This window comes from Tundrisphaera macrotermitis (genome assembly GCF_051175315.1).
GTDB lineage: Bacteria > Planctomycetota > Planctomycetia > Isosphaerales > Isosphaeraceae > Tundrisphaera.
The window spans coordinates 1,703,151-1,727,930 of record NZ_CP195100.1 but is presented as its reverse complement, the minus strand read 5'-3'; the positions used below and the strand labels follow the sequence as shown (position 1 = coordinate 1,727,930).

11 protein-coding genes are annotated in these 24,780 nt (G+C 73.1%); 2 read left to right on the top strand and 9 right to left on the bottom strand.

Annotation, left to right across the window (positions count from 1 at the left end):
• Window positions 1-6: 6 nt before the first annotated feature.
• On the top strand, window positions 7-1,533 hold the full coding sequence (locus TA3x_RS07265; RefSeq protein WP_435019738.1) for a sulfatase family protein: 1,527 nt from the start codon (window positions 7-9) through the stop codon (window positions 1,531-1,533).
• Between the two features lie 153 nt (window positions 1,534-1,686).
• Here the strand turns inward: TA3x_RS07265 and TA3x_RS07260 are convergent, their stop codons facing one another.
• Window positions 1,687-3,201 (bottom strand): sigma-54-dependent transcriptional regulator, encoded by a 1,515-nt coding sequence (locus TA3x_RS07260; protein WP_435019736.1) that lies wholly within the window; start codon window positions 3,199-3,201, stop codon window positions 1,687-1,689.
• Window positions 3,202-3,480: 279 nt separating this feature from the next.
• Complete coding sequence (locus TA3x_RS07255) at window positions 3,481-4,371, bottom strand: tyrosine recombinase XerC (protein ID WP_435019734.1); 891 nt, start codon at window positions 4,369-4,371, stop codon at window positions 3,481-3,483.
• Window positions 4,372-5,351: 980 nt separating this feature from the next.
• Between TA3x_RS07255 and TA3x_RS07250 the strand changes: the two genes are divergently transcribed.
• On the top strand, window positions 5,352-5,810 hold the full coding sequence (locus tag TA3x_RS07250) for an acyl-CoA thioesterase (RefSeq protein ID WP_435019732.1): 459 nt from the start codon (window positions 5,352-5,354) through the stop codon (window positions 5,808-5,810).
• Window positions 5,811-5,820: 10 nt separating this feature from the next.
• Here TA3x_RS07250 and TA3x_RS07245 read toward each other — a convergent pair whose 3' ends face one another.
• From TA3x_RS07245 to TA3x_RS07215, 7 genes are read right to left on the bottom strand one after another with little or no spacing between them, the layout of a single operon-like run.
• Window positions 5,821-6,669 (bottom strand): class II glutamine amidotransferase, encoded by an 849-nt coding sequence (locus TA3x_RS07245; RefSeq protein ID WP_435019730.1) that lies wholly within the window; start codon window positions 6,667-6,669, stop codon window positions 5,821-5,823.
• Complete coding sequence (locus TA3x_RS07240; RefSeq protein ID WP_435019728.1) at window positions 6,662-7,681, bottom strand: NAD-dependent epimerase/dehydratase family protein; 1,020 nt, start codon at window positions 7,679-7,681, stop codon at window positions 6,662-6,664. The genes TA3x_RS07245 and TA3x_RS07240 overlap by 8 nt, the downstream gene beginning before the upstream one ends.
• Entirely contained in the window at window positions 7,678-9,366 is a 1,689-nt protein-coding gene (locus tag TA3x_RS07235) for a fatty acid CoA ligase family protein (protein WP_435019726.1), read from the bottom strand. Before TA3x_RS07235 ends, TA3x_RS07240 begins: the two co-directional genes overlap by 4 nt.
• Window positions 9,363-10,277, bottom strand: a complete 915-nt coding sequence (locus TA3x_RS07230; protein WP_435019724.1) for an alpha/beta fold hydrolase — start codon at window positions 10,275-10,277, stop codon at window positions 9,363-9,365. Before TA3x_RS07230 ends, TA3x_RS07235 begins: the two co-directional genes overlap by 4 nt.
• Window positions 10,278-10,279: 2 nt before the next feature.
• Complete coding sequence (locus TA3x_RS07225; RefSeq protein ID WP_435019722.1) at window positions 10,280-11,326, bottom strand: 3-oxoacyl-ACP synthase III; 1,047 nt, start codon at window positions 11,324-11,326, stop codon at window positions 10,280-10,282.
• A complete protein-coding gene (locus TA3x_RS07220) occupies window positions 11,323-18,090 on the bottom strand; it encodes a beta-ketoacyl synthase N-terminal-like domain-containing protein (protein ID WP_435019720.1) in 6,768 nt (2,255 codons plus the stop codon). The genes TA3x_RS07225 and TA3x_RS07220 overlap by 4 nt, the downstream gene beginning before the upstream one ends.
• Before the next feature lie 41 nt (window positions 18,091-18,131).
• Entirely contained in the window at window positions 18,132-24,707 is a 6,576-nt protein-coding gene (locus TA3x_RS07215; protein WP_435022309.1) for an SDR family NAD(P)-dependent oxidoreductase, read from the bottom strand.
• Between the last annotated feature and the right edge of the window lie 73 nt (window positions 24,708-24,780).

Here is a 24,780-nt window from a genome sequence, read left to right as displayed (position 1 = left end):
TCACGCATGCGATCGAGATCCGGGTTGATGGGGTGGCTGGCCGCGTGTGCGGCGGCGTTGGCGTTCGCCCCCGGGGCATCCGCCGCCCCGGACGGCCGCCCGCCCAACATCGTGTTCATCTTCAGCGATGACCACGCGTACCAGGCGGTCTCCGCCTACAATGACCCCCGCAAGCTGGTCGAGACGCCGAACATCGACCGGATCGGCCGCGAGGGGATGCGGTTCGACCGCTGCGTGGTCCCCAACTCGATCTGCGGGCCGAGCCGGGCCACCGTCCTGACCGGCAAGTACTCGCACCTCAACGGCTTCCTCGACAACTCCGCCAGCAGCCGGTTCGACGGCTCGCAGACGACCTTCCCCAAGCTGCTCAAGAAGGCCGGCTACCAGACGGCGGTGATCGGCAAGTGGCACCTGGTCTCCGACCCGACCGGGTTCGACACCTGGAAGATCCTGCCCGGCCAGGGGGCGTACTACAACCCGCCGATGATCGACGGGGGGCAGCGGGTGGTCCGGCCGGGCTACGTCACCGACGTGATCACCGACCTGTCGCTCGAATGGCTCAAGGGGCGGGACAAGTCGAAGCCCTTCCTCCTGATGTGCCAGCACAAGGCCCCCCATCGCGCCTGGGATCCGCCGACGCGGCTGCTGGGGCACGACAAGGACCGCGTCTACCCCGAGCCCCCGACCCTGTTCGACGACTACGCCGGGCGCGGGCTGGCCGAGCGCGACCAGGACATGACGATCGCCAGGACGATGGTCCCGCTCGACCTGAAGCTCACCGCGCCGGCCCGGCTCAACCCCGAGCAGCGCCAGGCCTGGGATGCCTATTACGAGCCCCGCAACGAGGCGTACCGCAAGGCGAAGCCCGAAGGGGACGACCTCGTCCGCTGGCGGTATCAGCGCTACATGCACGACTACCTCGCCTGCGTGAAGGCCGTGGACGAGGGGGTCGGTCGCGTGCTGGACTATCTCGACGCGGAGGGGCTGGCCGAGAACACCATCGTCGTTTACACCTCCGACCAGGGGTTCTACCTCGGCGAGCACGGCTGGTTCGACAAGCGCTGGATCTTCGAGGAGTCGCTCCGCTCCCCCCTGCTGGTCCGCTGGCCGGGCGTCGCGAAGCCCGGCTCGGTCGAGCCGAGGCTGGTCTCCAACCTCGACTTCGCCGAGACCTTCCTGGACGCGGCCGGCCTGCCCGTCCCCGCCGAGATGCAGGGCCGGAGCCTCGTCCCGGTGCTCAAGGGGCAGCCCCCGGCCGACTGGCGCACCAGCTTCTACTATCAATATTATGAGTACCCCCAGCCCCACCACGTCCGCCCGCACCACGGGGTCGTCACCGATCGGTACAAGCTGGTCCGGTACGAGGCCCCCGACCTCGACTCCTGGGAGCTGTTCGACCTCAAGGAGGATCCCCAGGAGCTGAAGGACGTGTACGGCGACCCGGCGCGGGCCGGGGTGGTGGCCGATCTGAAGCGGGAGCTGGCCCGGCTCCGGGCCGAACTCAAAGTCCCGGCGTCCCCGACCGCCCGATGACATCCGGCACCGGCCGTCGAGGTATCCAGGCGAGGCCATGGGCTCTCCTCGGCCCGACGCGGGTTCGGCGAGGGAAGCGGCCGGTTCCGGGACCCGGTATCGGTGGGGTCGGACTCACCCTGAGGTTTCGAGGATTGGGCCGGCCCAGAGCCCTCAGTTCAACAGGGCCGGCTCCTCCATCAGGAGCCCATACTTCTTCATCTTCTTGTAGAGGGTCGTCCGGTTGATGTCGAGGACCCGGGCGGTGTCCTGGCGGTTCCAGTTCAGGGCCCGGAGCGTCTGGATGATGATCTGCTTCTCGGGCTCTTCCAGGGCCTGCTTGAGCGGCCGGAGCCCGAGGCTGGAGCTCGCCGCCTGGCGCGGGGCATAGTTGGGCGACCGCAGGGTCCGCGACGGCAGCGCGCCCAGCGACAGGTTGGCCGGGGTGATCCGCGAGCCCTGGCTCATGGCCACCCCGCGCTGGATCACGCTCTCCAGCTCGCGGACGTTGCCGGGCCAGTCGTGCCGGAGGATCAGGTCGATCGCGTCGGACGAGAAGTCGGCCACGGGCTTGGCGTACTGGGCGGCGAACCGCGAGCGGAACAGCTCGGCGAGCATCGCGATGTCGCCGCCCCGCTGGCGGAGCGGGGGGAGCTTCAGGCAGACCTCGTTGATCCGCTCGTGCAATTCGCGGCGGAACTTGCCCTGCTCGACCAGGCTGGGGAGATTCTCGCGGGTCGTGAACAGGTAGCGGACGTCGACCGGGAGGCTCCGGGAACTCCCCATCGGGGTGAAGGACCCTTCCTGGAGGACGGCCAGCAGGCGATCCTGGAGGGGGAGCGACAGGGCGGCGACCTCCTCGAAGAGGATGGTCCCCCGGTTGGCACGCTCCAGGAACCCGACCCGCTCGCCGGCCTCGGCCCCTTCGAACTTCTGGCCGAACAGGTCGCGTTCCAGGAGGAACTCGTCGACCCCGGCGCAGGCCACCTCGACCAGCGGCTTGTCGCGGCGGCCGCTCTTCTGGTGGATGGCGCGGGCCAGGAGGGTCTTGCCCGTCCCCTGCTCGCCGGAGATCACCACCGAGGCCCGCGTCGTCGAGACCATGTCGGCCAGTTCGATCGCCTTCTTCAGCGCGGCGTCCTCGCCGGCGATCGCGGAGGCGAACGGGGCGGGCTGCTGGTCGGCCGGAGGCGCGGGCGGCTCTCCCGCGGCCCCGGACTGGTGGCCGTTGATCGGCCGGGGCTCCTGGCCCGCCCGGTGGTCGTCGCGGGGCCGGGACGGTTGCCCGTTCGTGCCGGACGACTTGGAGGGGGTGTTCTCCGGGTGGAACTCGCAGGCCTGGGTCACGGCCGCCCGGAGCTCGTTGGCGGAGATCGGGAACTTCAGGACCGACAGGGCCCCCATCCGGAGCGCCTCCCGGGCCCGATCCGGGAACAGGCCCGGGAACAGGAGCAGGAAGGGGACGCGGGGGTGCTTCCGGCGGGCCAGGGACAGCAATTCGAGCGAGTCCGGGTCGGAGGGGTTGGCCCCGGCCAGGATCAGGTCGATGTTGCCCCGGTCGAGGCGCCGGACGGCCGCCGGGCCGTTGGTCGCCTCGTCGACCTGATGGCCCGCCGACTGGAGCATCGAGGCCATCAGGGCCAGGATCGAGGGATCGGGATGGACCAGGAGGATGCGAGCCGAGTTCATGGGTGCATTCTCTCGAGAAGGAGGCCCGCCGATCGGTCTCGGGGCCTGGTCGTCATCCTTGAGGGAATGGATCCGGGCCCGTCTGGGGCCCGCTGGGGGCTTCTGGGATGTCGCCTGCGGGGCGTCGCAACTGCGGCCGTGCAAGGGGAATCCGCCCGATACACGGCGGCCGTTGATCGGCCGCGACATCTGTTGTTTTTGCTATACGCCATATCCATGCACTCGTCAAAATCGGTGCCGAGATCGGAGCGGGCCCGATGCCCGATCGCCGATCCGCGCTCAGGCACGCGGATGGGCCTCGTTGTACGCATCGAGCATGCGCTCCCTGGTGACGTGGGTATAGATCTGGGTCGTGGTGAGCTTGCGGTGCCCCAGAAGCTCCTGGACGGACCGGAGGTCGGCCCCGCGGTCGAGCAGGTGGGTGGCGAAGCTGTGGCGGAACGTGTGCGGGCTGGCCGAGGGGTCGAACCCGAGGGCGACCAGGTGGTCGTGGAGCAGGCGGCCGACGCTCCGGGCGGTGATCCGGCCCCCCTTCTGGTTGAGGAACAGGGCCTTCTCCCCGGCGAGGGCCGGGCGGCGTTCGGCCCGCCACAGGACGATCCAGCTCATCGCGATCGGCCCGATCGGGCTGAGCCTCTCGCGCCGCCCCTTGCCGCGGACCCGCACCAGCGCCTGCTCCTCGTCGATGTCGTCCAGGTCGAGCCCGACCAGTTCGCCCACCCGGAGCCCGCCGCCGTAGAGGACCTCGAACATCGCCCGGTCGCGGACCCCGGCCTTCCCCCCGGTCGGGATCGCGTCCAGCAGGCGGATCACGTCCTCGGAACCGAGCAGGCTGGGGAGCCTCTGCGATTGCTTGGGGTTGCGCAGGCCCGCCGACGGGTCGGCCGCCATCACGCCCCGCCGCCTCTGGAACCGGAAGAAGGAGCGCAGGCTCGCCAGGCGGCGGGCGATCGTGCTCGGGGCGTGGCCCCGGCCGCTCAGCCACGCCGAGTAGTCCCGGAGCTTGCGCGGCCCGACCCCGGTGGGGTCGGCCGGCTCCTCGCGCCGGTCCCCGTCCAGGAACTCCTGGAACAGGGCCAGGTCATCCCGATAGCAGCGGAGCGTGTGCGGCGAGGCGTCGCGCTCGATGCGGAGGTGATCCAGGAAGGCCGCGACCGAGGGGTGCATCATCCGAGTCCTCGCGATCGATGGCCGGGGGGCCCGCGCCACGAGCCGTCGTGGCATGAGGGGCGATCGGCCCGACATCGCTTCGGATCGGATCGGCCGGCCCGGCCCCGCGGCTGGATGGAATCCGGGCGAATCCGGCGAGGGAGGGCCCGCCGGCGTCGCGAGATCCGGGAGGCAACCCAGGGACGCCCTTCCGGGAACGTGCGGTATGGCGAGGCCGATCGCTTCGTGAATCGCCGTAGCCCCCAGATCCGACGGACCGCACCCCGGGCCGGGGCCGGGGGACGACGATCGCGTTGGGCCGGATCAAAGACCAGGATGGACCGTCAAGATGGACCGGAGGACGACATGGAGCACTGTGGCGGGCGAAATCGGTGGATCATCGGGCCGCGGATCGTGCGAGCGTGCGTGTATCGTGTCCTGTGCAATAAAGCTACGCCCGTCCGTGGCGTTTGGGACACTCGGCCCGAGAATATTCGTCCGGGATCCCGGCCGAATCCGTCCGGTATGAGCATCGTGCGAGGGCGAACCGCTCTCCGTGCGACGGTCGGTGCGGCCTTCATCCCTGGAGTCTCCCGTGTCAGCCCCGTCGCTCGCGTCCCGGGACGGGTAGGCGGCGCCGGGAATGTCCGAGCCCAACGCGATCGGTCGCCGGTCGTCCGGCCCGGCGTTTCGGGCGGCGGCGGTGATGGATGGATGGCGGGGGGATCTGGGGCCGGCGGCGACCGGGCCGAGCTCGGGTCCGGTGCCCAGGGGGGCCGGGAGAAATGCCGGATCGCGCCTGAGGGCCGTCGCATCCGGATGGATAGGGTAAAGGGCCATGCCTCCGCTTGGCAAGCGCCGATCGGACAATCGGGGGACATTTTCGCGGGATCTTCACCCCCCGACGCGGCGGAGGCCGGCGGATTTGCGGGCCGGGCCTTGGCGTGATAGGTTTCAGGCGACGAGGACCGCGACAGCGATCGATCCCGCGAGTGCCAGCGATGCCGACCCCGTCCGACCTCGAAACCCTGACCCATCGGCTGATCCTGCCCCGGGACGCCAACCACCACGGGACGCTCTACGCCGGGGTCCTGCTCTCGCTGGCGCTGGAGGCGGGCTACGCCACCGCGTACCGGTCGGTCGGGCAGGCGGCCAACCTGGTGCTGAAGCGGGTGCTCGACGTCCGCTGCTTCGAGCCGGTGGCCATCGGCCGCGTCGTGGAGATCCGGGGCCGGGAGATCTTCCGGGCCCGGGCGCACGTGGTCGTCGCGATGGTCGGCTCGCCCCTGGCCGGCCGCAAGGGGCCCTGGATGGACAGCCTGATGCAGTTCGTCCAGGTCGACGGCTCCGGCCGGCCCGAGCCGCTGGCGGTCGCCCCGCCGGACGCCCCCGAGGATCTGGCCGCCCCCTGGGACGCCCTCCAGGACCGGGCCAGGCGGCTGCTGGGGATCCGGGGCTGAGCCGGCGGGCCTAGCGGGCGCCGGCCGGGCTGGAACCGAGGCCCGCGACCGCCGAGGCCGGCCCGAATTCGTGGGAGTCGTGGCCGCGATGGCTGGAATAGCGGATCGCGCCTTGTTCGAAGACGATCAGCTCCCCCCGGTGGAACGTGTGCCAGCCGACGGCGCTGAGCGGGCAGGTGGCGACCACGAATCCCCGGTTGGTCGCGTCGGTATCCAGGTCGAGCGACAGCGTCTCGTCGCCGAAGTGGCGGATCTCGTCCGCGCCGATCCGGACCTTGCGGAAGTTCAGCCCCTTCCAGCCCCCGAGGTCGTGGTAGCAGAACAGGCGGCGGCCGTCGGACAGCAGGACGTTGAGCTTGCCCATCCGGTTGGCTTCGGCCAGGAACTCGTAGAGCCGCTCCCAGGCCGCCCTCGTGTCGAGCGGCCCCCAGGCCTTGATCCGGCCCAGGAGGTGGCAGAAGAACTGCTCGGAGTCGGTCCGGCCCATGGGCCGGTGGTCGCCCAGCGGGAGGTCCCAGATCGGCCCTTCCAGCGTCCCGTTGTGGGCGAAGCAGTAGTCCCGGCCCCCCACCTCGCGGCTGAACGGGTGGGTGTCGGCGTGCGACGGCTCGTCGCCCACGGTCTTGTGGCGGACGTGGGCGATGTGGATCCGGCTCTCGATCCGGGCGTAGCTGGACAGGAACCCGGCGTAGTGGCTGGCGCCCCACTTCACCGGCTCCTTGACGATCGCCAGGGACTGGTCGGGATACCACCCCAGGCCCCAGCCGTCGGGGTTCTCGTCCCCCCGGGCGGCGAACTCGCGGATCGAGAAGTCGGCCGAGATCGGCGACTCGAACGACAGCGCCATCAGCTCACACATGGCGGGGGTTTCCCTCTGGGGTGGTCGGGGTCCGGGCCCAGTCTTCCAGGCGACGCAGCCCCTCGGCGATCGTGACCGAGGGCCGATAGCCGAGGTCGCGCCTCGCGGCGTCGATGTTGAACCAGTGGGCGGTGGCGAGCTGATGCGCCAGGAACCGGGTCATCATCGGCTCGCCGTCCCTCCGGAGGACGCGGTGGACGGCCTCCAGGATCGCGCCGGCCGCCACGGCGACCGGTTCCGGGATCGACCGCGTCACGGGCGGCGCCCCCATCGCCTGAAGGATACCATCGACGAGGTCCCAGAGCGGCCAGGGCTCCCCCTGGGAGATGAAGTAGGCCTTGCCCGCGACCGGGGATCCCGGCGCCAGGCGGTCGGCGGCCAGCAGGTGGGCGGCGGCGGCATCATCGATGTACGTCGAGTCCACCAGGACCGTTCGGCGGCCGATCCGGCGGAGCTTCCCGGCCCGCGACCGGGCCACGATCCGGGGGATCAGGTGGTTGTCGCCGGGCCCCCAGATCAGGTGGGGCCGGAGGGCGACCGTCGCCAGGTCGGGCCCGTTGGCTTGGAGCACCAGCTGCTCGGCCGCGGCCTTGGTCTCGGGATACGGGGCCGCGAAGCGTTTGGGATAGGGCAAAGACTCGTCCACCCCTTCCAGGTCCCCCCCGGCGTGGACCACGCTGGGCGAGCTGGTGTGGATCAGCCGGCCGATGCCCTGGGCCCGGCAGGCTTCGAGGACGTTGGACGTGCCGCCGACGTTGGCGGCGTGGTACTCCGCGAGCGGGCCCCAGACGCCGGCCTTGGCCGCGACGTGGAACACCGCGTCGCACCCCCGCACGGCCCGATCGACGGCGGATCGTTCGGCGATGTCGCCCCGGATCGTCTCGACCCCGATCGCCCGGAGTTCGGGATAATCGCCCCGGGCCAGGCTCCGGACCGTGTCCCCCCGGGCGACCAGTTGGCGGGCGATCGCCCCGCCCAGGAAGCCGCCGCCGCCGGTGACCAGGGCGATCATGGCAGCCTCCGCGCCGCCCAGGCGGCCAGGGCCTCGCGGTTGATCTTGGCGTTGTGGCGGATGTCGACCGGGAATCCGGGGTGGGGGAGGAAGGTCTGGATACCCCGGGTCATGGCGTGCTGCGCCCCGATCGCTCGGAGTTCCGCCTCGACCTCCTCGCGGCGAGCCCGGGTCAACTCGTTGTACGGCCGGGACGGGGTCGCCTCGAAGCAGAGGACCGGTCGCATCGCGCCCCGAGGGCCGACGCCGACGAGGGCGGTCCGGGCGACGCCCGAGGCCGCGTTGAAGATCCCCTCGCAGGCGACCGAGTAGAGGGCCCCGTCCGCCGTCTCGACCCGATGCGCCTTCCGGCCGCAGAACCAGATCCGGCCCTGCTCGTCGCGATAGCCGAGGTCGCCCATCCGGTGCCGGAACGTGCCCGAGGCCGGGTCGTCGATCTTGGCCAGGTCGGTCGCCTCGGGGCGTTGGAAGTAGGACCGGGTGACCACCGGCCCGCTCGCCACGATCTCTCCCACGGTGCCGTCGGGCACGAGCAGGTCGTCGGACCAGGCGGCAATCGGCCCGTCGTCGATGCGGATGATCTCGACCCGCATCCCGGGCGCGGGGCGGCCGACGCAGACCCCGGCCCCCGTCTCGGTGGCGTATCGGGTCTCGCCCAGGATCTCCCCGGCCTCGATCGAGCAGACGGGCAGGCTCTCGGTCGCCCCGTAGGGGGTGTAGACCTTCGCCTCGGGGTCGAGCATCCGGCCGAACGTCTCCAGCACCCGGGCCGGCACCGGGGCGCCGGCCGAGATCACCCGGCGGAGCGACGGCAGCCGCACGCCACGCAGCGCCTCGATGCCGACCCGGCGGATCAGGGCGGGCGAGCCGAACAGGTTGGTGACGCCGAAGTCCTCGATCGCCCCTATAATCTTGGTCGGGTCGGCCTGCCCCGGGCGGGTGAAGTCCATCTCCGGCACCACGCAGGTCATCCCCAGCGCCGGGCCGAACAGGGCGAACAGGGGGAAGGTGCAGAGGTCGACCTCGCCGGGGCGGATCTGGTAGAGGTCGCGGAGGATCGCCACCTGGTTGCGGAAGATCGCGTGGGTGTAGACCACCCCCTTGGGCGGCCCGGTGCTCCCGCTGGTGAACAGGATCGCCGCCGTCGCGTCGTCCCCCGGGTCGTCCATCGGCGCCGGATGGCCCTCGCCCCGGCGGATCACGTCGTCCAGTGTCGGCCCGCCCCCCGGCCAGCGGCGGCCGACCGTCACCACGGTGCGGATCGTCTCCCGGCCCCACCGCAGGACCTGCCGTGCGGCCTGCGCGGCGGGGATGCCGATGAACGCGGCCGGCTCGGCCTGGGCCAGGCAGGGGCCGAGGTTCCGGATCCCCAGCCCGGGGTCGACCAGCACCGGCACCGCCCCGGCCTTGAACAGCCCGAAGGTCAGGGCGAAGAATTCCAGGCTCGGCCGGACCATCAGCACGGTCCGGACCCCGGGGCCGATCCCCGAGGCGACCAGCCCGGCGGCGATCGCGTCGCTGTCGCGGTCGAGCTGGAGGAACGTCCGGTGGGTATGCCGGGCCCGCCCCGCGTGGTCGCGGCCCGACGGCGCCAGCACCGCCAGGGCGTGGGGACGCTCGCGGGCCATGGCCGGCAGGCCGGCGGCGATGTTGCCTGCGGCGACGCCGGACGCGGCGACCGTCATCCCACCTCCTGCGCGACCGGGTGGGCGGCCAGGAACCGGAGGATCGCCGCGGTCAGCTCCTCGCCCCGGTCTTCCAGGATGTAGTGCCCGGAATCCTCGAAGCGGTGGACCTCGGCGTTGGGGAACCGGCGGACCCACTCGTCCAGGAAGTGGCGGTCGAAGACGAAGTCCTTCAGGCCCCAGCCGATCAGCATCGGCGTGTCCTTGAAGGCCGGGAGCTTTTCGGCCACGCCCTGGACGATCGGATAGGCCCGGTCGTCGGGGCTCAGCGGGATGTCCTGGACGAACCGGAGCACGGCGATCCGGTTGTCCCACGAGTCATACGGGGCCATGTAGGCCTCGCGGGCCTCGGCGGAGAGCGGTTTCTTCTTGGCGCAGACCCGGGCGGCGATCCGGCAGAAGGCGTTGCCGCCCCGAACCAGCGCGGCGCCGACGGGCGTGTTGCGGCAAATCCAGAGCGGCAGCGGGAACGACTTCCTCACCGGCAGGGGGAACCCGGCCGTGTTGAGGATCACCAAACGGGCGATCCGCCCGGGGTGGCGGGCGGCGTAGGCCATGCCGATCATCCCGCCCCAGTCGTGGACGATCAGGGTGATCCCGCGGTCGACGCCCAGGTGATCCAGCAACGCCTCCAGGTCGTCGACCCGGCTCTTGAGGGTGTAGTCGTAGCGGTCGTCGCCCGGCTTGTCCGACCGGCCGCAGCCGATGTGGTCGGGCACGATCGTCCGGTGCGTCGGCGACAGGGCCTCGACCAGCCCCCGGAAGTAGAACGACCAGGTCGGGTTGCCGTGGACCATCACCACCGGGTCGCCCGACCCCTCGTCGAGGTAGCGGAGCTTCAGCCCGCCGCCGCGATCGAAGTCGCGCCCCGGGTGCTTGCGGTCGAATTCTGCGAGCAGAGCGTTGTTCATCCCTACCATTCCAGCCCGAGCATCAGGCAATTCAGGCCGCTGCCGATCCCCAGCCAGCCGACGCGGTCGCCGGGGCGGAGGAAGTCGCGCTCCTCGGCCACGGCGGCGGTCAACGGCACCGACACGGTGCCGATGTTGCCCAGGTGGGGATATGTGGAGAAGTCCCGGTCCCGGTCGATCCCGAGCGCCCCGAGCACGGTGTCCCGGTGCCCCGACCCGACCTGGTGGCAGATCACCCGGTCCACCTGGTCGGCCGCCCAGCCCATCCGGGACAGCAGCGCCTTCCAGGTCTTCGTGCCCAGTTCCACCCCGTGCTTGAGGACCGAGATCGAGTCGGTGGCCATGAACTGGCCGAACGACGCCGACGTGCCGATCCGCTCCATCCCCCACCGGCACAGGGCGTGGAACTGAGGGGCCGTCTTGGTGACGCCCCCCAGCAGGCGTCGACGATCCTTGTTCGCGAACGACCCGTCGGTCAGGACGATCGCCACGGCGCCCGACCCGCCGGTCATGGTCGCCAGGGAGTCGCGGAACGTCTCCATGGTCGGCTCGGCGAGCATCCGGTCGATGGCGATGTCGTTGATCTCCCGCGAGGTCTCGCAGGTCACCACCATCCCGGCTCGGATCTGCCCGAGTTCGATCCGGTTGGCGATGTCCACCATCCCGGTCAGCGCGCCCAGGCAGGCGTTGCTCACGTCGTGGATCGTGGTGTCCGGGCCGACGCCGACCTCGGCCGCCACCCGGCACGCGGTCGCCGGCTCGAACAGCTCGCGGCAGACCCCGCCGTAGATCAGGACCTCGACCTGATCGGCCCGGACGTCGGCCATCTCCAGGGCATGCCGGGCCGCCGCCGCCGCCCCGGCCGACACCGGATAGCCCGGGTCCCACCACCGGCGCTCGACGATCCCGGTCAGGGATTCGATCTGGCCCGGCGGGATGCGGAGGGCGTCGTAGAGCGGCCGGAGCCGGGCTTCCAGCTCGTCGGAGCCGACCACCACGGGCGCCAGCTCGTAGCCGATCGCGTCGATGAACACGTTGGAATATTTCACCTGGCCCCGGCCTCCATGCGGATCGTGAAGTCCTTGACCTGGTAGATCGTCCGGCCGTCGACCGACAGGAACCCCTCGGCCGTGAGCATCCGGCGGGCGTCGTCCACGGCCGTGACCGTGGCCTGCACGGTGATCGCCTCGTCGGTCGGCAGCACCTGGCCGCGATAGGTCCAGCGGTGCGTCTCCCCCACGGCGACCGACTCGAACTCCGACCTCGGCCCCGCCCCCCAGCGCTCGGCGGCCACCACCTTGAGCAACTGGAGGATCGCCTCCAGCCCCAAAGACCCCGGCTGGACCGGGTCCTGGTGGAAGTGGGCCTTGAAGAACCACGCCGAAGGGTCGACGTTGGCCGACCCCTGGATGAAGCCGAGCCCCTGGGCGCCGCCGTCGGCCACGAAGGCGTCCACCCGGTCGATCATCCGCCAGGTGTCCTCCGGGAACGGGGCGGCGGCCGGGTAGGCGAACCGCTTGGCCCGGTCGCGCTCGGCTGCGGCCAGTTGATAGGGCGAGGCGTCGCGGATGCCGACCTGCTGCCCCAGCGCCGCCTTGCTGAAGAAGCCGAACACGGTGTCGCCCCGGTAGACCTCTCGGCCGGCGGCGTCGGTCATGCGGAAGTCGTAGTGCTGGATGATCATCCCGACCGAGCTGGCGACCTTGGTCAGCTTCGCCGTGGTGACCAGAGTCCCGATGTCCCGGCCGATCGGCGCGAGCTGGACCGCCGTCCCGCCGAGGTTGCGGAACGACAGGTCGACCTCGCTGGTCAGGGCCGAGCCGACGTAGCCGGCCAGCCACCCGCACGGCTGGAGGGCCGTCTCCAGCAGGACGGCGAACGGCATCCGTTCCTGGCGGTCGGCGGCGAAGTACCAGGCGTCGGGCGGAACGTCGTACTCGGCGACCGCGTGGCCGCCGGCGACCATCACCCAGGGCTCGCCCCCCGTCTCGACCACCCGGTCCATGAACTGGAACGGCGGGCCGGGCAGGCGGGCGATCACCCTCCCCTCGTCGAACGGCCGATACCGATCGCCGAACGCGTCCGACGGCTTGCCGATGGCGAACGCCAAAATCCGCGAGCGGTCGTAGATCGCCGGCCGGGGGGCGATCGTCGCGGGGGCGGCCGGTTCGGCGCGACCCGCCCAGATCCGGCCGATCGCGTCGCGGTCCAGCCCGGCCATCCGCAGGGACATGTCCGTGATCTCGACGATCGGCTTGCCGTCGGCGTACATCAGGGCGTCGACGATCGCATACGGCTCGGGCCCGTAGCCGAGTTCCTTGATCTCGACCTCGTAGGTGACGACCTGGGTCGTGACCGTGACCTGCCCCCGGCACTTGAGCCGGCTGGCCACGCCCGGCACCGGCTCGCAGGCGACCGACCCGTCCTCGCCCACCCAGCCCATCCGCATCAGGAAGACGCGGAGCGTATGGAGGCAGCACTCGAACATCAGGGTGCCCGGCATCACCCGGTCGTCGACGAAGTGGCAGGTCATGAACCAGTCGTCGGGCCGGATGTCGGCCTCGGCGCGGATCAGCCCCAGCCCGAACCGGCCCCCGGCCGGGTCGAGGTGGACCACCCGATCCACCAGCGTCATGTTCCCCCCCGGCAACGGCGCGGGGCGGTGCAACGGCAGCCCATCGAAGGCCGGCCCGAAGGCCGCCGCCAGATCGCCACGGCGGAGGGCCTCGACCTGCCCGGCGTCGAAGGTCTCGACCGCCATCGCCACCGGCACCCGCCAGTCGTCGGGGAGCTTGCCCGGCATCGGCCGGAGGTCGAGCGCGGTCTTGATGACCCCCTGCCCGGCCGCCAGCGCCTCGTCGGTGAAGAACCCGGCGCAGCCGTCCCGCATGGTCAGCAAAGGCCGGCCGTCCACGGTCCCCTCGAACCGGAATCGGAACAGCCGCGACGTCCCCTGGCGGAAGAAGTGATCGATGTAAATATCATACCGGATCACCGCCCCCGGCCCCGGCAGCGCGTCGTGGAACGTCACCACGGCATCCAGGAGCCGATAGACGGCATGCCCGCCGGTCTCGAAGTCGACACCCAGGTAGGCCGACAGGAACAGGTCGGCCTGGCCCGATTCGACCGCGATGCTGGTCGGGATCCGCCCGCCGTCGAGGTACCAGGCCCCGGGCAGGACGTCATGCTCGGTGACCACCCGCCCCGAGCCCATCGACCGGGGCGTCCCCTCGATGGTGAGGATCCGGTCGACCAGCATCAACGGCTCGTCGGGCAGGCGGACGCGGGTCGGGTGGGCGTCGATCGCCGCGAACTCCGGACCGAGCACGTCGCCGATCCGCCCCACGGCGAACTCCAGGCACTGGTCGCGGTCCAGGGCCACCGGCGGCCCCGCCGGGACCGCGACGGGCGGGGCTTCCTGGAGCACGGCGACGGCCCCATCCCCGCCGGCCGCGAGCCGCTCGATCAGGCCCATCTGGAAGGCCATCTGGCCGGCCAAAGCCTCGTTCAGCCCGACCGAGACGCGGAGGAACGTGCCGTGGGCGCCCGACTCGGCGGCCTCGGTGGCGAACATCTGCCGGCCCAGCGGGTCGGACAGGGCGAGCGCGGGCAGCGGCGAGGGGACGGCGTGGGGGCGGGCGTGGGCGACGGGTTCGGGCACGGGGGCTTCCTCCCACGACCGGGGGCGGGGCATGGGTTCGTTTGTCCGGGGTTCGGGGGCCGGGGCGACGGGGTGTCGGGGCGGCATCGGGGGCAGGCGGAACGGGTCGCCGCCGGTGCGGAGGCGGAGCGAACGGCCTGCGGGTTCTGGGGTCGCCGGCTCGGCGTGGCCGTAGAGCGGGCGGAGGTCGACCGGGAACCGTTCGGCGATCAGACGGTCCAGGACCGCCAGCACGGCGGCGACCGGCTCGCGATCGGCCGGGCAGGCGGCGGCCGCCAGGTGGGGACGGCCGGCCAGGATCTCGCCGATCAGCCGGGTGCAGGATCCGCCCGGGCCGATCTCGACGAACGCCCGGACCCCATCCTCGTAGGCCCGGCGGACGACGGCCGGGAAGTCGAGCCCGTGGACCGCGTGGGCCACGATGGCGTCGGCCGCCGAATCCTGCGTGACCTCATACGACCGGCCCCAGGCCCCGCTGTAGAACCGGATGCCGGGGGTGGGCGAAACCGGCAGGAGGTGGAGGTCTCGGTAAGCCTTTTCGACCTCGCTCGCGACCGGGCAATGGACGGTGCTGACCGCCGGCAGGGGCAGCCAGTGCCCGCCCAGCCGGGCCACGAGTTGCTGCACGCTCCCGCGCTGGCCGCCGATCACGGCCTCGCGGTCGGCGTTCACGATCAGGAGGTAGGCGCGGTCGATCCCGTCCAGCGCGGCGCGGACCTCGTCGGCCGAGCGCGGGACGATCCCCGCCACCCAGTCGACCGGCTCCCCATCGGCCAGGCCCCAGGCCCGCCGGGCGGCGTGGCACGGGCCGGCGAGATCGGCCTGGAACAGCGGCGAGGCATGGAGCCGCCCGGCCATCTCATCCCGGTCGGTCCACGCCCCCAGGGCGAACAGGGCCGCCGACTCGCCCAGGCTGTAGCCGATCGCCGCGTCGGGCCGGACGCCCAGCCCGCGCAGCAGGTCCGCGACCACCGTGCCCAGGGCCACCTGGCCGAACAGCATCGGGCGGTGGTCGTCGGGCGACGGCGGAGGGGCGTCGTCCCAGTAGGTCCCGCCGGCCATCTGGGCGCGGAGGCCCTGGTTGCCGGCGTCCTGGGCCCGCAGCACCTCGGGCCACTCGGCCGAAAGGGCCCGCCCCATCCCGGCGAAGTGGTTGCCCATGCCGGGGAAGACGAACGCCAACCCGCCGTCCGGCCCGAGCGGGCGATCGGACAGGAACCAGCGGTCGCCGGGCCGGGCTTTTGCCTCGCTCGCCCCGGTTTGCAGCCTTTCCCGGGCCTCGGCAATCGATCCCCGCAACTCGGCGGGATCGCCGGTGACGATCGCCAGGCCGAGCGGTTGCGACGGGTCGTTGGGCCGGGACCGGAACCAGAGCCGGGCCAGTTCTTCGATCGGAGCATCGGCGGAGGCCGCCAGGCGGTCCAACTCGTCGAGCCCAGCGAGCAGCCCCGAGGCGTCCCCGGCCTCGACCGCGAATAGCGCGGCGGATCGCGGGCCGAGCGGCCGCAGACGGTCGGGCGTGGTGGCCGAGGCGGTCGGCTCGTGCCCTTCCAGGATCAGGTGGACGCGGTTGCCGTCGACGCCCGCCGCCGCCACCGCCGCCCTTCGGGGGCCGTCGGCCCGGTCGCGGAGCCAGAACCGGGGCGGGGCACCTTCCGGCGCCAGGATCTGGTGGCGGAGTTCCAGCGCCGCCTTGACCAGCGCGGCCAGCCCGGAGGCGATCCCCGCGTGGCCGACCCGGCCCGAGGCTGAACCGAGGACCGTCCCCGGACCGAACCCGTAGGCCCCGGCCAGGTCGTCGATCGGCTCCAACTCGTTGCGCTCGACCAGCCCGATCGAGGATGGCTCGACGCCGGCCTCGGCCAGCGCCCGGCCGATCGACGGGTCCTCGCCGTCCGCATCCGAGGTCGCCGTGCCGATGCCGGTGATGGTGGCATAGATCCGGTCGCCGTCGCGCTCGGCGTCGGCCAGGCGCTTGAGGACGACCACGGCCGCCCCCTCGCCCAGCGGGGTCTCCGCCTCGGGCCGGATCCGGCGGTCGGCCAGCCAGGAGCGGAGGTCGCCGGGCAGGTCCACCGCCCCGACGATCGCCGCGTCGAGTTCGCCCAGGTTCAGCAGGCGGGAGGCGACTTCCACGGAACGAAGGCCGGAGACCTCCTCGGCGGAGATCGTGAAGCTCGGCCCGCCCAGGCGGAACTCGCGGGCGACCCGGCTGGCGACCACGCTGCCCAGGGCGCCCATGGTCCGGTTGGCATTCAGGGCGGGGCCCACCGCCTCGCGCAGCGACTCGACCCAGGCGGCCTTCGCGGCGTCGTCCAGGTCCAGGCCCAGCTCCTCGGCCCAGGCGTCGGCGTGGGCGGCGACGGTCCAGCGGACGTGGAAGTTGGTCGCGTTCGGGTCCAGGCCGACGCCGACGAACGCCCCGCACCGGGGCCGGGGGCCGTCGTCGACCCACCCGGCGTCGGCGATCGCCTCGCCCGCCAGGTGGAGCAGCAGGGCCTGCTGCGGGAGCATCTCCTCGATTTCGCGCGGGGGGATCCGGAACCGGCCGGTCGGGATCGTCGCCCCGTCGACCCGGTAGGCCCCGGCGTCCGGGACGCCCGCCGCCTCGGCCGCGAACCAGTCGGAATCCTCGGCCCCCCACCAACCCCGGGGGCCGTCCGGCTCGCCCGGCACCGAACCGCCGAGCAGCCGGCCCTGCACCGCCGCCCGCCCGGCGAACGGCCCGAAGTGGGCGGCCAGCCCGACGACGGCGATGGGCCCGGCCGGCTCGGGGTCGAGAGGCCCGTCGACCGGCGCCTCGGAGACGCCGGGCACCCATTCCTCGATCAGGGCGTGGGCGTTGATCCCGCCGAAGCCGAACCCGCTGATCGCGGCCCGGCGGGGCCGATGGGCCTCGCGGCGGGGCCAGCCTTCCGAGCGGGACAGGATCCGGAACGGCCCGCCGTCCAGGTCGATCCCCGGCGCCGGTCGGTCGAAGTTGGCGGTGGGGGGTAGGGTGTCGTGGCGCAGGGCCATCAGCACCTTGATGAGGCCCGCCGCGCCGGCCGCCGTCAGGCAGTGGCCGATGTTGGACTTCACCGAACCCAGGACGCACCGGCCCGGCTCCGCGTTCTGGTCGGCCCACAGGGCCTGGAGGCTGCGGACCTCGACCGCGTCGCCGACCGGCGTGCCGGTGGCGTGGCATTCGATCAGGTCCACGTCGCCGGGCGACCAGCCCGCCGCGTCGTAGGCCGCCCTCATGGCGCGGAGCTGCCCCTCGGACTGCGGGGCGAGCAGGCCGCCGTCGATGTCGTTGGACAGGCCCACAGAGGCGAGCACGCCGTGGATCCGGTCGCCGTGGCGGATCGCGTCGGAGAGCCGCTTCAGGACGAACATCCCCGCGCCTTCGCCGACCACCAGCCCGTCGGCGTCGGCACCGAACGGCGAGGCCACCCCGGACGGCGACAACGCCCGGAGCTGCGAGAACCCCATCTGGGTGTACATCGGGTCGGGCCGCGACAGCCCGCCGCCGATCATCGCGTCGGCCCGCCCGGCCAGCAATTCGTCGGCCGCCAGCTTCAGGGCATAGAGCGACGAGGCGCAAGCAGCGTCCACCGTGTAGGCGCCCCCGCCCAGCCCCAGGGCCCGGGCCACCAGCCCGGCCGGCAGCCCGGCGGCGCGGGTGTTGAGCGGATCGGTGGGGTCGTTTGCGTCCGACTCCACGCCGAGACGTTCGGCGAACGTCCGCCCCAGCGTCTCCCAGGCGAACGCCGAGGTCGACTCGGTGGGCAGGACGAGGTTGCCGAAGACGACGCCGACCCGCGAGCGGTCGACCGCGTCGGTCCGCGCGTCCTGCCAGGCGGCGCGGGCGGCGTGGAGGGCCAGGTGGAACATCGGGTCGAGCCCGGCCAGCGCCTCGGGGTCGAGGTCGAGCCCTTCGGGGTCGAGCCGGAACCCCTCGACGAAGCATCCCCGCGTCGAGTCGACGCGGTCGGGCGTGGCGACCTCGGGGCCGAGGGCCGAGGGCGGGTCCAGGGGCCACCGGCCGGGGGGGACCTCGCGGGCGGCGGCCTCGCCCCGTCGGATGATGTCCCAGAGCTGGGCGGGGTCGCCGGACCGGGGGAAAATCCCCCCGATCCCGACGATGGCCACCCGTTCGCGCGGTCGCATGGTCGCTGGCCCGTCCTGTTGCTGCGTGGCTCGGTCTCGGGTCACTTCGATTCGGCCCGCGCCGCGCGGTTGCGGCGGAACGCCGAGGCCAGCGAGGCGTCGATCACGCACTCGTAATCCTCGATCCGCGCGACCGGGGCCCCCTCGAAATCGAGGAAGTCGATGTCGGCGCGGGCCCGGTGGGCGCTCGCCTCGGTGACGCGGGCCACCACCCGCACCCCGTCGGCCGGGAAGGCGCGGCGGAACTGGCGGTAGCGCCCGATGTAAGTGGGCAGCGAGCCGGCCCCGGATCGCTCGAAGCTCCAGAGAATCATCATCTGGAAGGCGCAATCGAGCGCCAGGGGGTCGGTGATCCACGACTTCCGCAGCGGCTGGTCGAGCCATTCGGCCGGCGCGGGGGCGGTGGCCACCCGGGCCGCGATCCCGGCGTCGCCGCACCCCTCGATCGCCTCGATCCCCCGCAGGGCCGGGCCGTGGAACAGGACGTCGCGATAGGCCTCGTCGCGATCCCCGCCGAACGGGGCGAGCGACGGCTCATCGACCGGGATCGGCCGTTGCGGGTGGCGGTCGCCGAGCACCACCTCGCCCCGGGCGTGCAGGACCTCGCGGCCGTCGGCCAGGACGCCCCGCAGCTCGACGGTCACCACCGCCAGCGAGTCGCGCCGGACCGGCTTGCCGGCCAGCACGCGGATCGTCTCCGGGCGGTCGTCGCGGACGATGACCCCCTTGAGCAGGCGGAAGTCGTCCACCCCCCGGCAGACCAGGCCCGGGTTGCGGTGCAGCGCCCCCTGGGCCAGCCATTCCAGGATCAAGGACATCGGCACCACCGGCCGGCCGTCCATCACGTGGGCGTCCAGGATCGGGGTCGAGGCCAGGTCCAGGGGCCGCTCGAAGACCTTGGTCAGGGCCGGGGCGGCGGCCGGGGCGGGCTCGGACGTTTGCGGCGTCCCGCCGTCCGGCAGGCGGCTGCCGTCGCCCAGGATCACCACCTCGACCGGCCCGCCGGGCCCGGCGCGAAGCTCGTCGACCAGGTAGCTCGCCCCGGACTCGGTCGGGATCAGGGCGATCCCCTCGGCCTCGAACAGGGGCCGGAGGGCGGGCGTCACCATCCCGCCGTCCCACGGGCCCCAGTTGACCGACACCACCCGGCAGCCCGGCCGGGCCTGGGCCTCGCGGCGGGCCGTCTTGTTCAACACCTCGTTGGCGGCGGCGTAGGCCACCTGCCCCGTCCGGCCGAACCGGGCGGTCGACGACGAGAACAGGACCAGGGCGTTGAGCCCGTCCGGGCCGATCGCCCCGAGCAGGGCGTCGAGCCCTTCCACCTTGGTAGCGAAGACCCGGTCGAACTGCTCGTCGGTCTGGTCCTCGATCTTGCGGTCGGCCAAAACCCCGGCGCCGTGGACCAGGCCCCGGATCGGGCCAAGCTCGTGGCCCAGGGCCTGGATCGTGGCGGCGACGGCGGCCTGGTCGCGGACGTCGACCGAGCGATACACGACCTTGGACCCCGCCGCCTCGATCCGGCGGAGGTTGGCCAGGATCTCGCGGTTGGCGGCGACCTGGCGGAACTCCTCGCCCAGGCTCTTGGGGTTGGCGTGGCCGTTGGCCCGGGCGTGGAGCGTCTTCTTGATGGCGGCCTCGTCGCGGAGCGGCGCGAGCCATTCGGGCTCGGGCGTCGGCTCGGGGCTCCGGCCCAGGATCGCGATCGTCGGGCGGAAGGCCGAGGCCAGGGCCACGGCGACCTCGGCGGTCACGCCCCGCGCCCCGCCGGTGATCACCACCACGTCGCCGGCCCGGAGCGGGTCGGCGGCTGCGGCCGGGGTCGGGATGGCGGGCAGGTCGATGCGGACGGCCCCCTCGCGGGTGAGCCCCACTTCCGACGGGCCTTGCAAGAACAGTTCGGCGACGATCGCATCGGCCAAAGCCGCCATGTCGCGACCGGCCGGGTCGACGTCGATCGCCTTGCAGGCGACCTCGGGCCACTCGTGCCCGGCCGTCTTGGCCAGCCCGGCCAGGGCCCCTTCGGCGGGGTCGGACCCGGCGGCGAGCCCGTTCAGGCCGAACGTCCCGCCCAGCCGCGAGACCGTCGCGAGGATCGCCCCCTGGGCGGCCCCTTCCTTGCGGAGGCCCGGGGCGGCCAGCCGCAGCAGGCGGAAGGCGTCGGCCGCCGACCCGCCGAGCAGGACCAGCCCGGACAGGCGGTCGGGGGCGGCGAGGCCGGCGATGCCGTCGCGGGCGATCACGCGGGCCGCGGGCAGACGCTCGGCGATCGCGGTGGCCAGGCCCGAGCCGTCATCCAGGACCCAGATCGCGCCGTCGCGGCGGGCGGCCACGGCCGGCCGGTCGCCGGGCAGGCTGGAGACCGTCGGGACCAGACGCAGGACGGGCGCGGCCGGGACGGGGGCCGGGGCCGGCTTGCTGATCGGCTTGATTTCGATCGACGCCGCGGCCGGCGCGGGGGCCGCCTCCGCCTGGGGCTCGCCGGCGAGGAATTCGGCGATCTGCCCGAGGGTGCGGATGGTGCCGACGTGCTCCGGACCGATCACCGGGGCGTCGGGCAGGCGTTCCTGCAAGGCGGCGAGGATCTCGACGCGCTTGATCGAGTCGATGCCCAGGTCGGCGTCCAGCTGCATGGCCGGTTCGAGCACCTCGGCCGGATAGCCGGTCTTCTCCGACACCACCTCCGCCAGGGCGTCCTGGATGGCGCCGATCCGCGAGGCGACCGAGGCCGCGGAGGCGGTCGCGGCGGGGGTCGGGGCGGCGGTCGTCGTGGTCGGGGCCGGGCCCGACCCGCCGGCGAGGAACTCGGCGATCTGCCCGAGGGTGCGGATGGTGCCGACGTGCTCCGGCCCGATGACCGGGGCGTCGGGCAGGCGTTCCTGCAAGGCGGCGAGGATCTCGACGCGCTTGATCGAGTCGATGCCCAGGTCGGCGTCCAGTTGCATGGCCGGTTCGAGCACCTCGGCCGGATAGCCGGTCTTCTCCGACACCACCTCCGCCAGGGCCGCGTGGACCGCTTCCAGGGCCGAGGGCTTCGCGACGGCCGCGACCGGGGCCGGGGCGGGTGCCGCGATCGGTGCGGGGGCCGGCTTGGGGGCGGCGGCGACCGGCGCGGGCCGGACGGCCGCCGGGGCCGGGGCCGGGGCGGGTGCCGGGCGTGGGGCCGGAGCGGCGGCGACGACCGGAGCGGGGCGGGCGACCACGGCCGGCGGGGGCGGCGGCATGATCGGCGCGGGCGCGGGGGCCGCGATCTGCTGGACCGGGGCCGGGGCCGGATACGAGGCGGCGGGCAGCGACGCGGCCGGCGGCGGGGCCATGCCCAGCGTGGCCAGGGTCAGCTGCTGCTGGTGGTGGAGCAGCGACTGGAAGGTCTGCCGTGCCCGGTCCTGCCCTTCCAGGAACTGGCCGTGGAGCCGGGCGGTCTGCTCGCCGAACTGCTGGAGGGCGACCAGGTTTTCCTGCGACACCCGGAGGGCGTCGGCCAGGGCCGAGGGGACCGGGGCCGGGGCGAACGTCGCGACCGGCCGGGCGATCGGCGCCGGGGGCGTGGCCTGCGCGACGGCCGGGGTCGCCGGGTAGGTCCCGTTGCCGGTGGCGTGGCCGCTCCCGTTGGCATGGTCGCGGTGGATGCCGTTGGTGCCGGCGGGGCGGGGCGTCCGGTCGTCGGGGGCTGGGCTCATCGTGGGGGCAGCATCCGGTAGGGTTACGGCGCGGGCCGCGGGGGGGATGATGGCGGGCGCGGGTGTGGCGGCCCTGGCGGGCGTGGGTGCGGGCGCGGTCGCCTTGGGTGCGGGTGCGATCGCCTTGGCTGCGGGTGCGGTCGCCTTGGCGGGCGGCGTGGCGTTGGCCCCGCTCACCTTGAAGGTCACGCCCTTCCTGGGGCGGGCGGCGGCCTCGGCCTCGTACCCCTCGTCCCACAGGTCGAGCCGGACCGGGTGGCCCAGGGCCGACAGGTGGGCCAGGGTGCGGGCCAGGTCGACCAGGTTGCTGCGCTGGCCGCGGGACGAGTCGAGGGCCAGGGCCGCCCCGGCGCGGCCGGGCAGGATCGCGTCGACCAGGCCGGTCAGGCGGTTCTCGGGGCCGACTTCCAGGAACGTCCGGATGCCCGACCGGGCCATCGCCTCGACCTGCTCGACGAACCGGACCGGCTTCGCCAGCTGCTCGGCGAGCTGGGCGCGGGCCGCTGCGGCATCATCCGGGTAAGGCTCGGCGGTGGTGTTGGCGAAGACGGGCGAGGCGGAGGCGGCGACCGGGATGTCGGCCAGGGCGGCCAGCAAAGGCTTGCTCGCCTCGGCCACGTACCGGCTGTGGAATGCGGCCGAGACGTCGAGCGTCCGGGTCGTGACGTTCCGGGCCTTGAAGGCGTCGGCGGCTCGGGCGATCTCGGCCGAGGCGCCGGACAGGACCACCTGGCGGGGCGAGTTGCGGTTGGCCAGGACGAGGTCGATCCCCGCCTCGCGGAGCGTCTTCTCGACCTCGTCGGCCGGGGCGATCACGGCGAGCATCCCGCCGCGATCGGAGCCGGGGTCGCCGGCCATCAGGCGGCCCCGGAGGTTGGCCAGGGCGAAGAAGCCGGGGGCATCGATCCGGCCCGAGGCGCAGAGGGCGGTCAGCTCGCCGAAGCTGTGGCCGGCGAAGGCGTCGGCCTCGACGCCGAAGTGCCGGAGGAGCCGGTACGCCCCCAGGCTCACCGCGCCGATGGCGGGCTGGGCCCGGTCGGTCGACCGGAGCGCGGCGTCGGCGGCCTTCTTGCCGGCGTCGTCGAAGCTGGGGTGCGGGTAGATCCAGTCGCCCAGGGGGCGGTCGCCGATCGGCCCGGCCTCCTCGGCCTCGGCCAGGGCCGAGCGGACCTCCGGGAAGACGCAGGCCAGTTCGCGGAGCATGCCGACGTACTGGGCCCCCTGCCCCGGGAACAGGATCCCCAGCCCGCCGGGGGCCTCGGCTCCGTGGGCGTAGTAGACCCCCTCGGGGGCCGCGGCCGCCGTGGCCGGCTTCGGGCCGGCGACCAGGGCGCGGGCCCGGCTCGCCAGGCGGGGCCAGTCGAACCCGGCCCGCTCGGCCACAAGCAGGAGACGGCAGGGGTCGGACGCCTTGAACGAGGCCCGCGATCGGGCGGCTTCGAGCCGGGCGGCGGGCCAGTCGGCGTCGGCGGGCCAGCCGTCGAGCCGGGCCAGGAGAGCTTCCGGCGTGGCGGCCGAGAAGGCGATGATCTGGGCGTCGCCGTCCCAGGCGATCTCCGAGGTCTCGGGCTCGGCCTCTTCCAGGACGGCGTGGAAGTTGGACCCGCCGAAGCCGAAGGCGCTCACGGCGGCGCGGCGGGGGTGGCCGTCGCGGGGGAGCCAGGGGCGGGCCTCGGTGTTGACGTAGAACGGCCCGGACCGGGCGACGTCGAGCGGGCGCTCCACCTTGATCGTCGGCGGCAGGACCTTGTGGTGCAGGGCCAGCGCCGCCTTGATCAGCCCGGCGGCGCCGGCGGCGGCCTTGGTGTGGCCGATCTGCGACTTGACCGAGCCGAGGGCACACCAGGCGGGGCCATTAGGTCGGGCGGAGCGATAAACATCGTCCAGCGCGGCGACCTCCACCGCGTCGCCGACCTTGGTGCCGGTGCCGTGGGCCTCGACCATCCCGACCGTCGCCGGCGAGATCCCGGCCGACTCGTAGGCCCTTCGCAGGGCCTTGGCCTGCCCGGCCGACTTGGGGGCGTAGACCGCCTGCCCCTTGCCGTCGCTCGACGAGCCGACGCCCTTGATCACGGCGTAGATCTTGTCGCCGTCGCGGCGGGCGTCGTCCAGCCGCTTCAGGGCCAGGACGCCCAGGCCCTCGCCCAGCGTCGTGCCGTCCCCCTCGGCATCGAACGGCCGGGCGTGGCCGGTCTTCGACAGGGCCGGGGTCTTGCTGAAGCACATGTACATAAAGATGTCATTGAACGTGTCGAGCCCGCCGGTCAGCGCGATGTCGCACCGGCCCGAGGCGAGTTCGAGCATCGCCAGGTGGACGGCGCCGAGGCTGCTGGCGCAGGCGGCGTCGATCACGCAGTTGGTCCCGCCCAGGTCGAGGCGGTTGGCGATCCGACCGGCGGCGACGTTCCCCAGGAGGCCGGGGAACGAGTTCTCCTGCCAGCCGACGTAGCTGTCGGCGATCCGCTGGACGACCTCCGAGGCGACCGGCTCGCCGACGCCCGAGGCGGCCAGGGCCCGGCGCCAGATCGGGTGGCCGAGGCGGGCGCCCAGGGGGATGACCAGTTCCAGGGTGCCGGTCACGCCCAGGACCACGCTCACGCGGTCGCGGTCGAACTCGCGCCCGGCGCCGTAGCCGGCGTCTTCCAGGGCGGCGCGGGCGACCATCAGGCCGAGCAGCTGGGTGGTGTCGGTGGCGTCGAGGTTGGTCGGTGCGATGCCGAAGTCGAGCGCCGGGAAGTCGACCGGGTCGATGAACCCGCCCCGGCGGGCGTAGGTCCGGTCGGGGGCCTTGGGGTCGGCGTCGAAGTAGTCGGCGGGATCCCAGTGGGAGGCCGGGATCTCGGTGATCGCGTCGACGCCGTTGCGGATGTTGGACCAGAACCGCCGGAGTTCCTCGGCCTTGGGGAAGAGGCAGCCCATTCCGATGATCGCCACGGGCACCGACGAGCTTCGATCGACTGGGTTCAAGGGTACGTTCCTCAGGGGCGACGAGTCGGGATGCGGCCGAGGTGGC

What these genes read in the sequence shown, in the direction of transcription:
- TA3x_RS07265 (WP_435019738.1), top strand. Translation starts at nt 7, where the DNA reads ATGCGATCGAGATCCGGGTTGATGGGGTGGCTGGCCGCGTGTGCGGCG.
- TA3x_RS07260 (WP_435019736.1), bottom strand. Translation starts at nt 3,201, where the DNA reads ATGAACTCGGCTCGCATCCTCCTGGTCCATCCCGATCCCTCGATCCTG.
- TA3x_RS07255 (WP_435019734.1), bottom strand. Translation starts at nt 4,371, where the DNA reads ATGATGCACCCCTCGGTCGCGGCCTTCCTGGATCACCTCCGCATCGAG.
- TA3x_RS07250 (WP_435019732.1), top strand. Translation starts at nt 5,352, where the DNA reads ATGCCGACCCCGTCCGACCTCGAAACCCTGACCCATCGGCTGATCCTG.
- TA3x_RS07245 (WP_435019730.1), bottom strand. Translation starts at nt 6,669, where the DNA reads ATGTGTGAGCTGATGGCGCTGTCGTTCGAGTCGCCGATCTCGGCCGAC.
- TA3x_RS07240 (WP_435019728.1), bottom strand. Translation starts at nt 7,681, where the DNA reads ATGATCGCCCTGGTCACCGGCGGCGGCGGCTTCCTGGGCGGGGCGATC.
- TA3x_RS07235 (WP_435019726.1), bottom strand. Translation starts at nt 9,366, where the DNA reads ATGACGGTCGCCGCGTCCGGCGTCGCCGCAGGCAACATCGCCGCCGGC.
- TA3x_RS07230 (WP_435019724.1), bottom strand. Translation starts at nt 10,277, where the DNA reads ATGAACAACGCTCTGCTCGCAGAATTCGACCGCAAGCACCCGGGGCGC.
- TA3x_RS07220 (WP_435019720.1), bottom strand. Translation starts at nt 18,090, where the DNA reads ATGCGACCGCGCGAACGGGTGGCCATCGTCGGGATCGGGGGGATTTTC.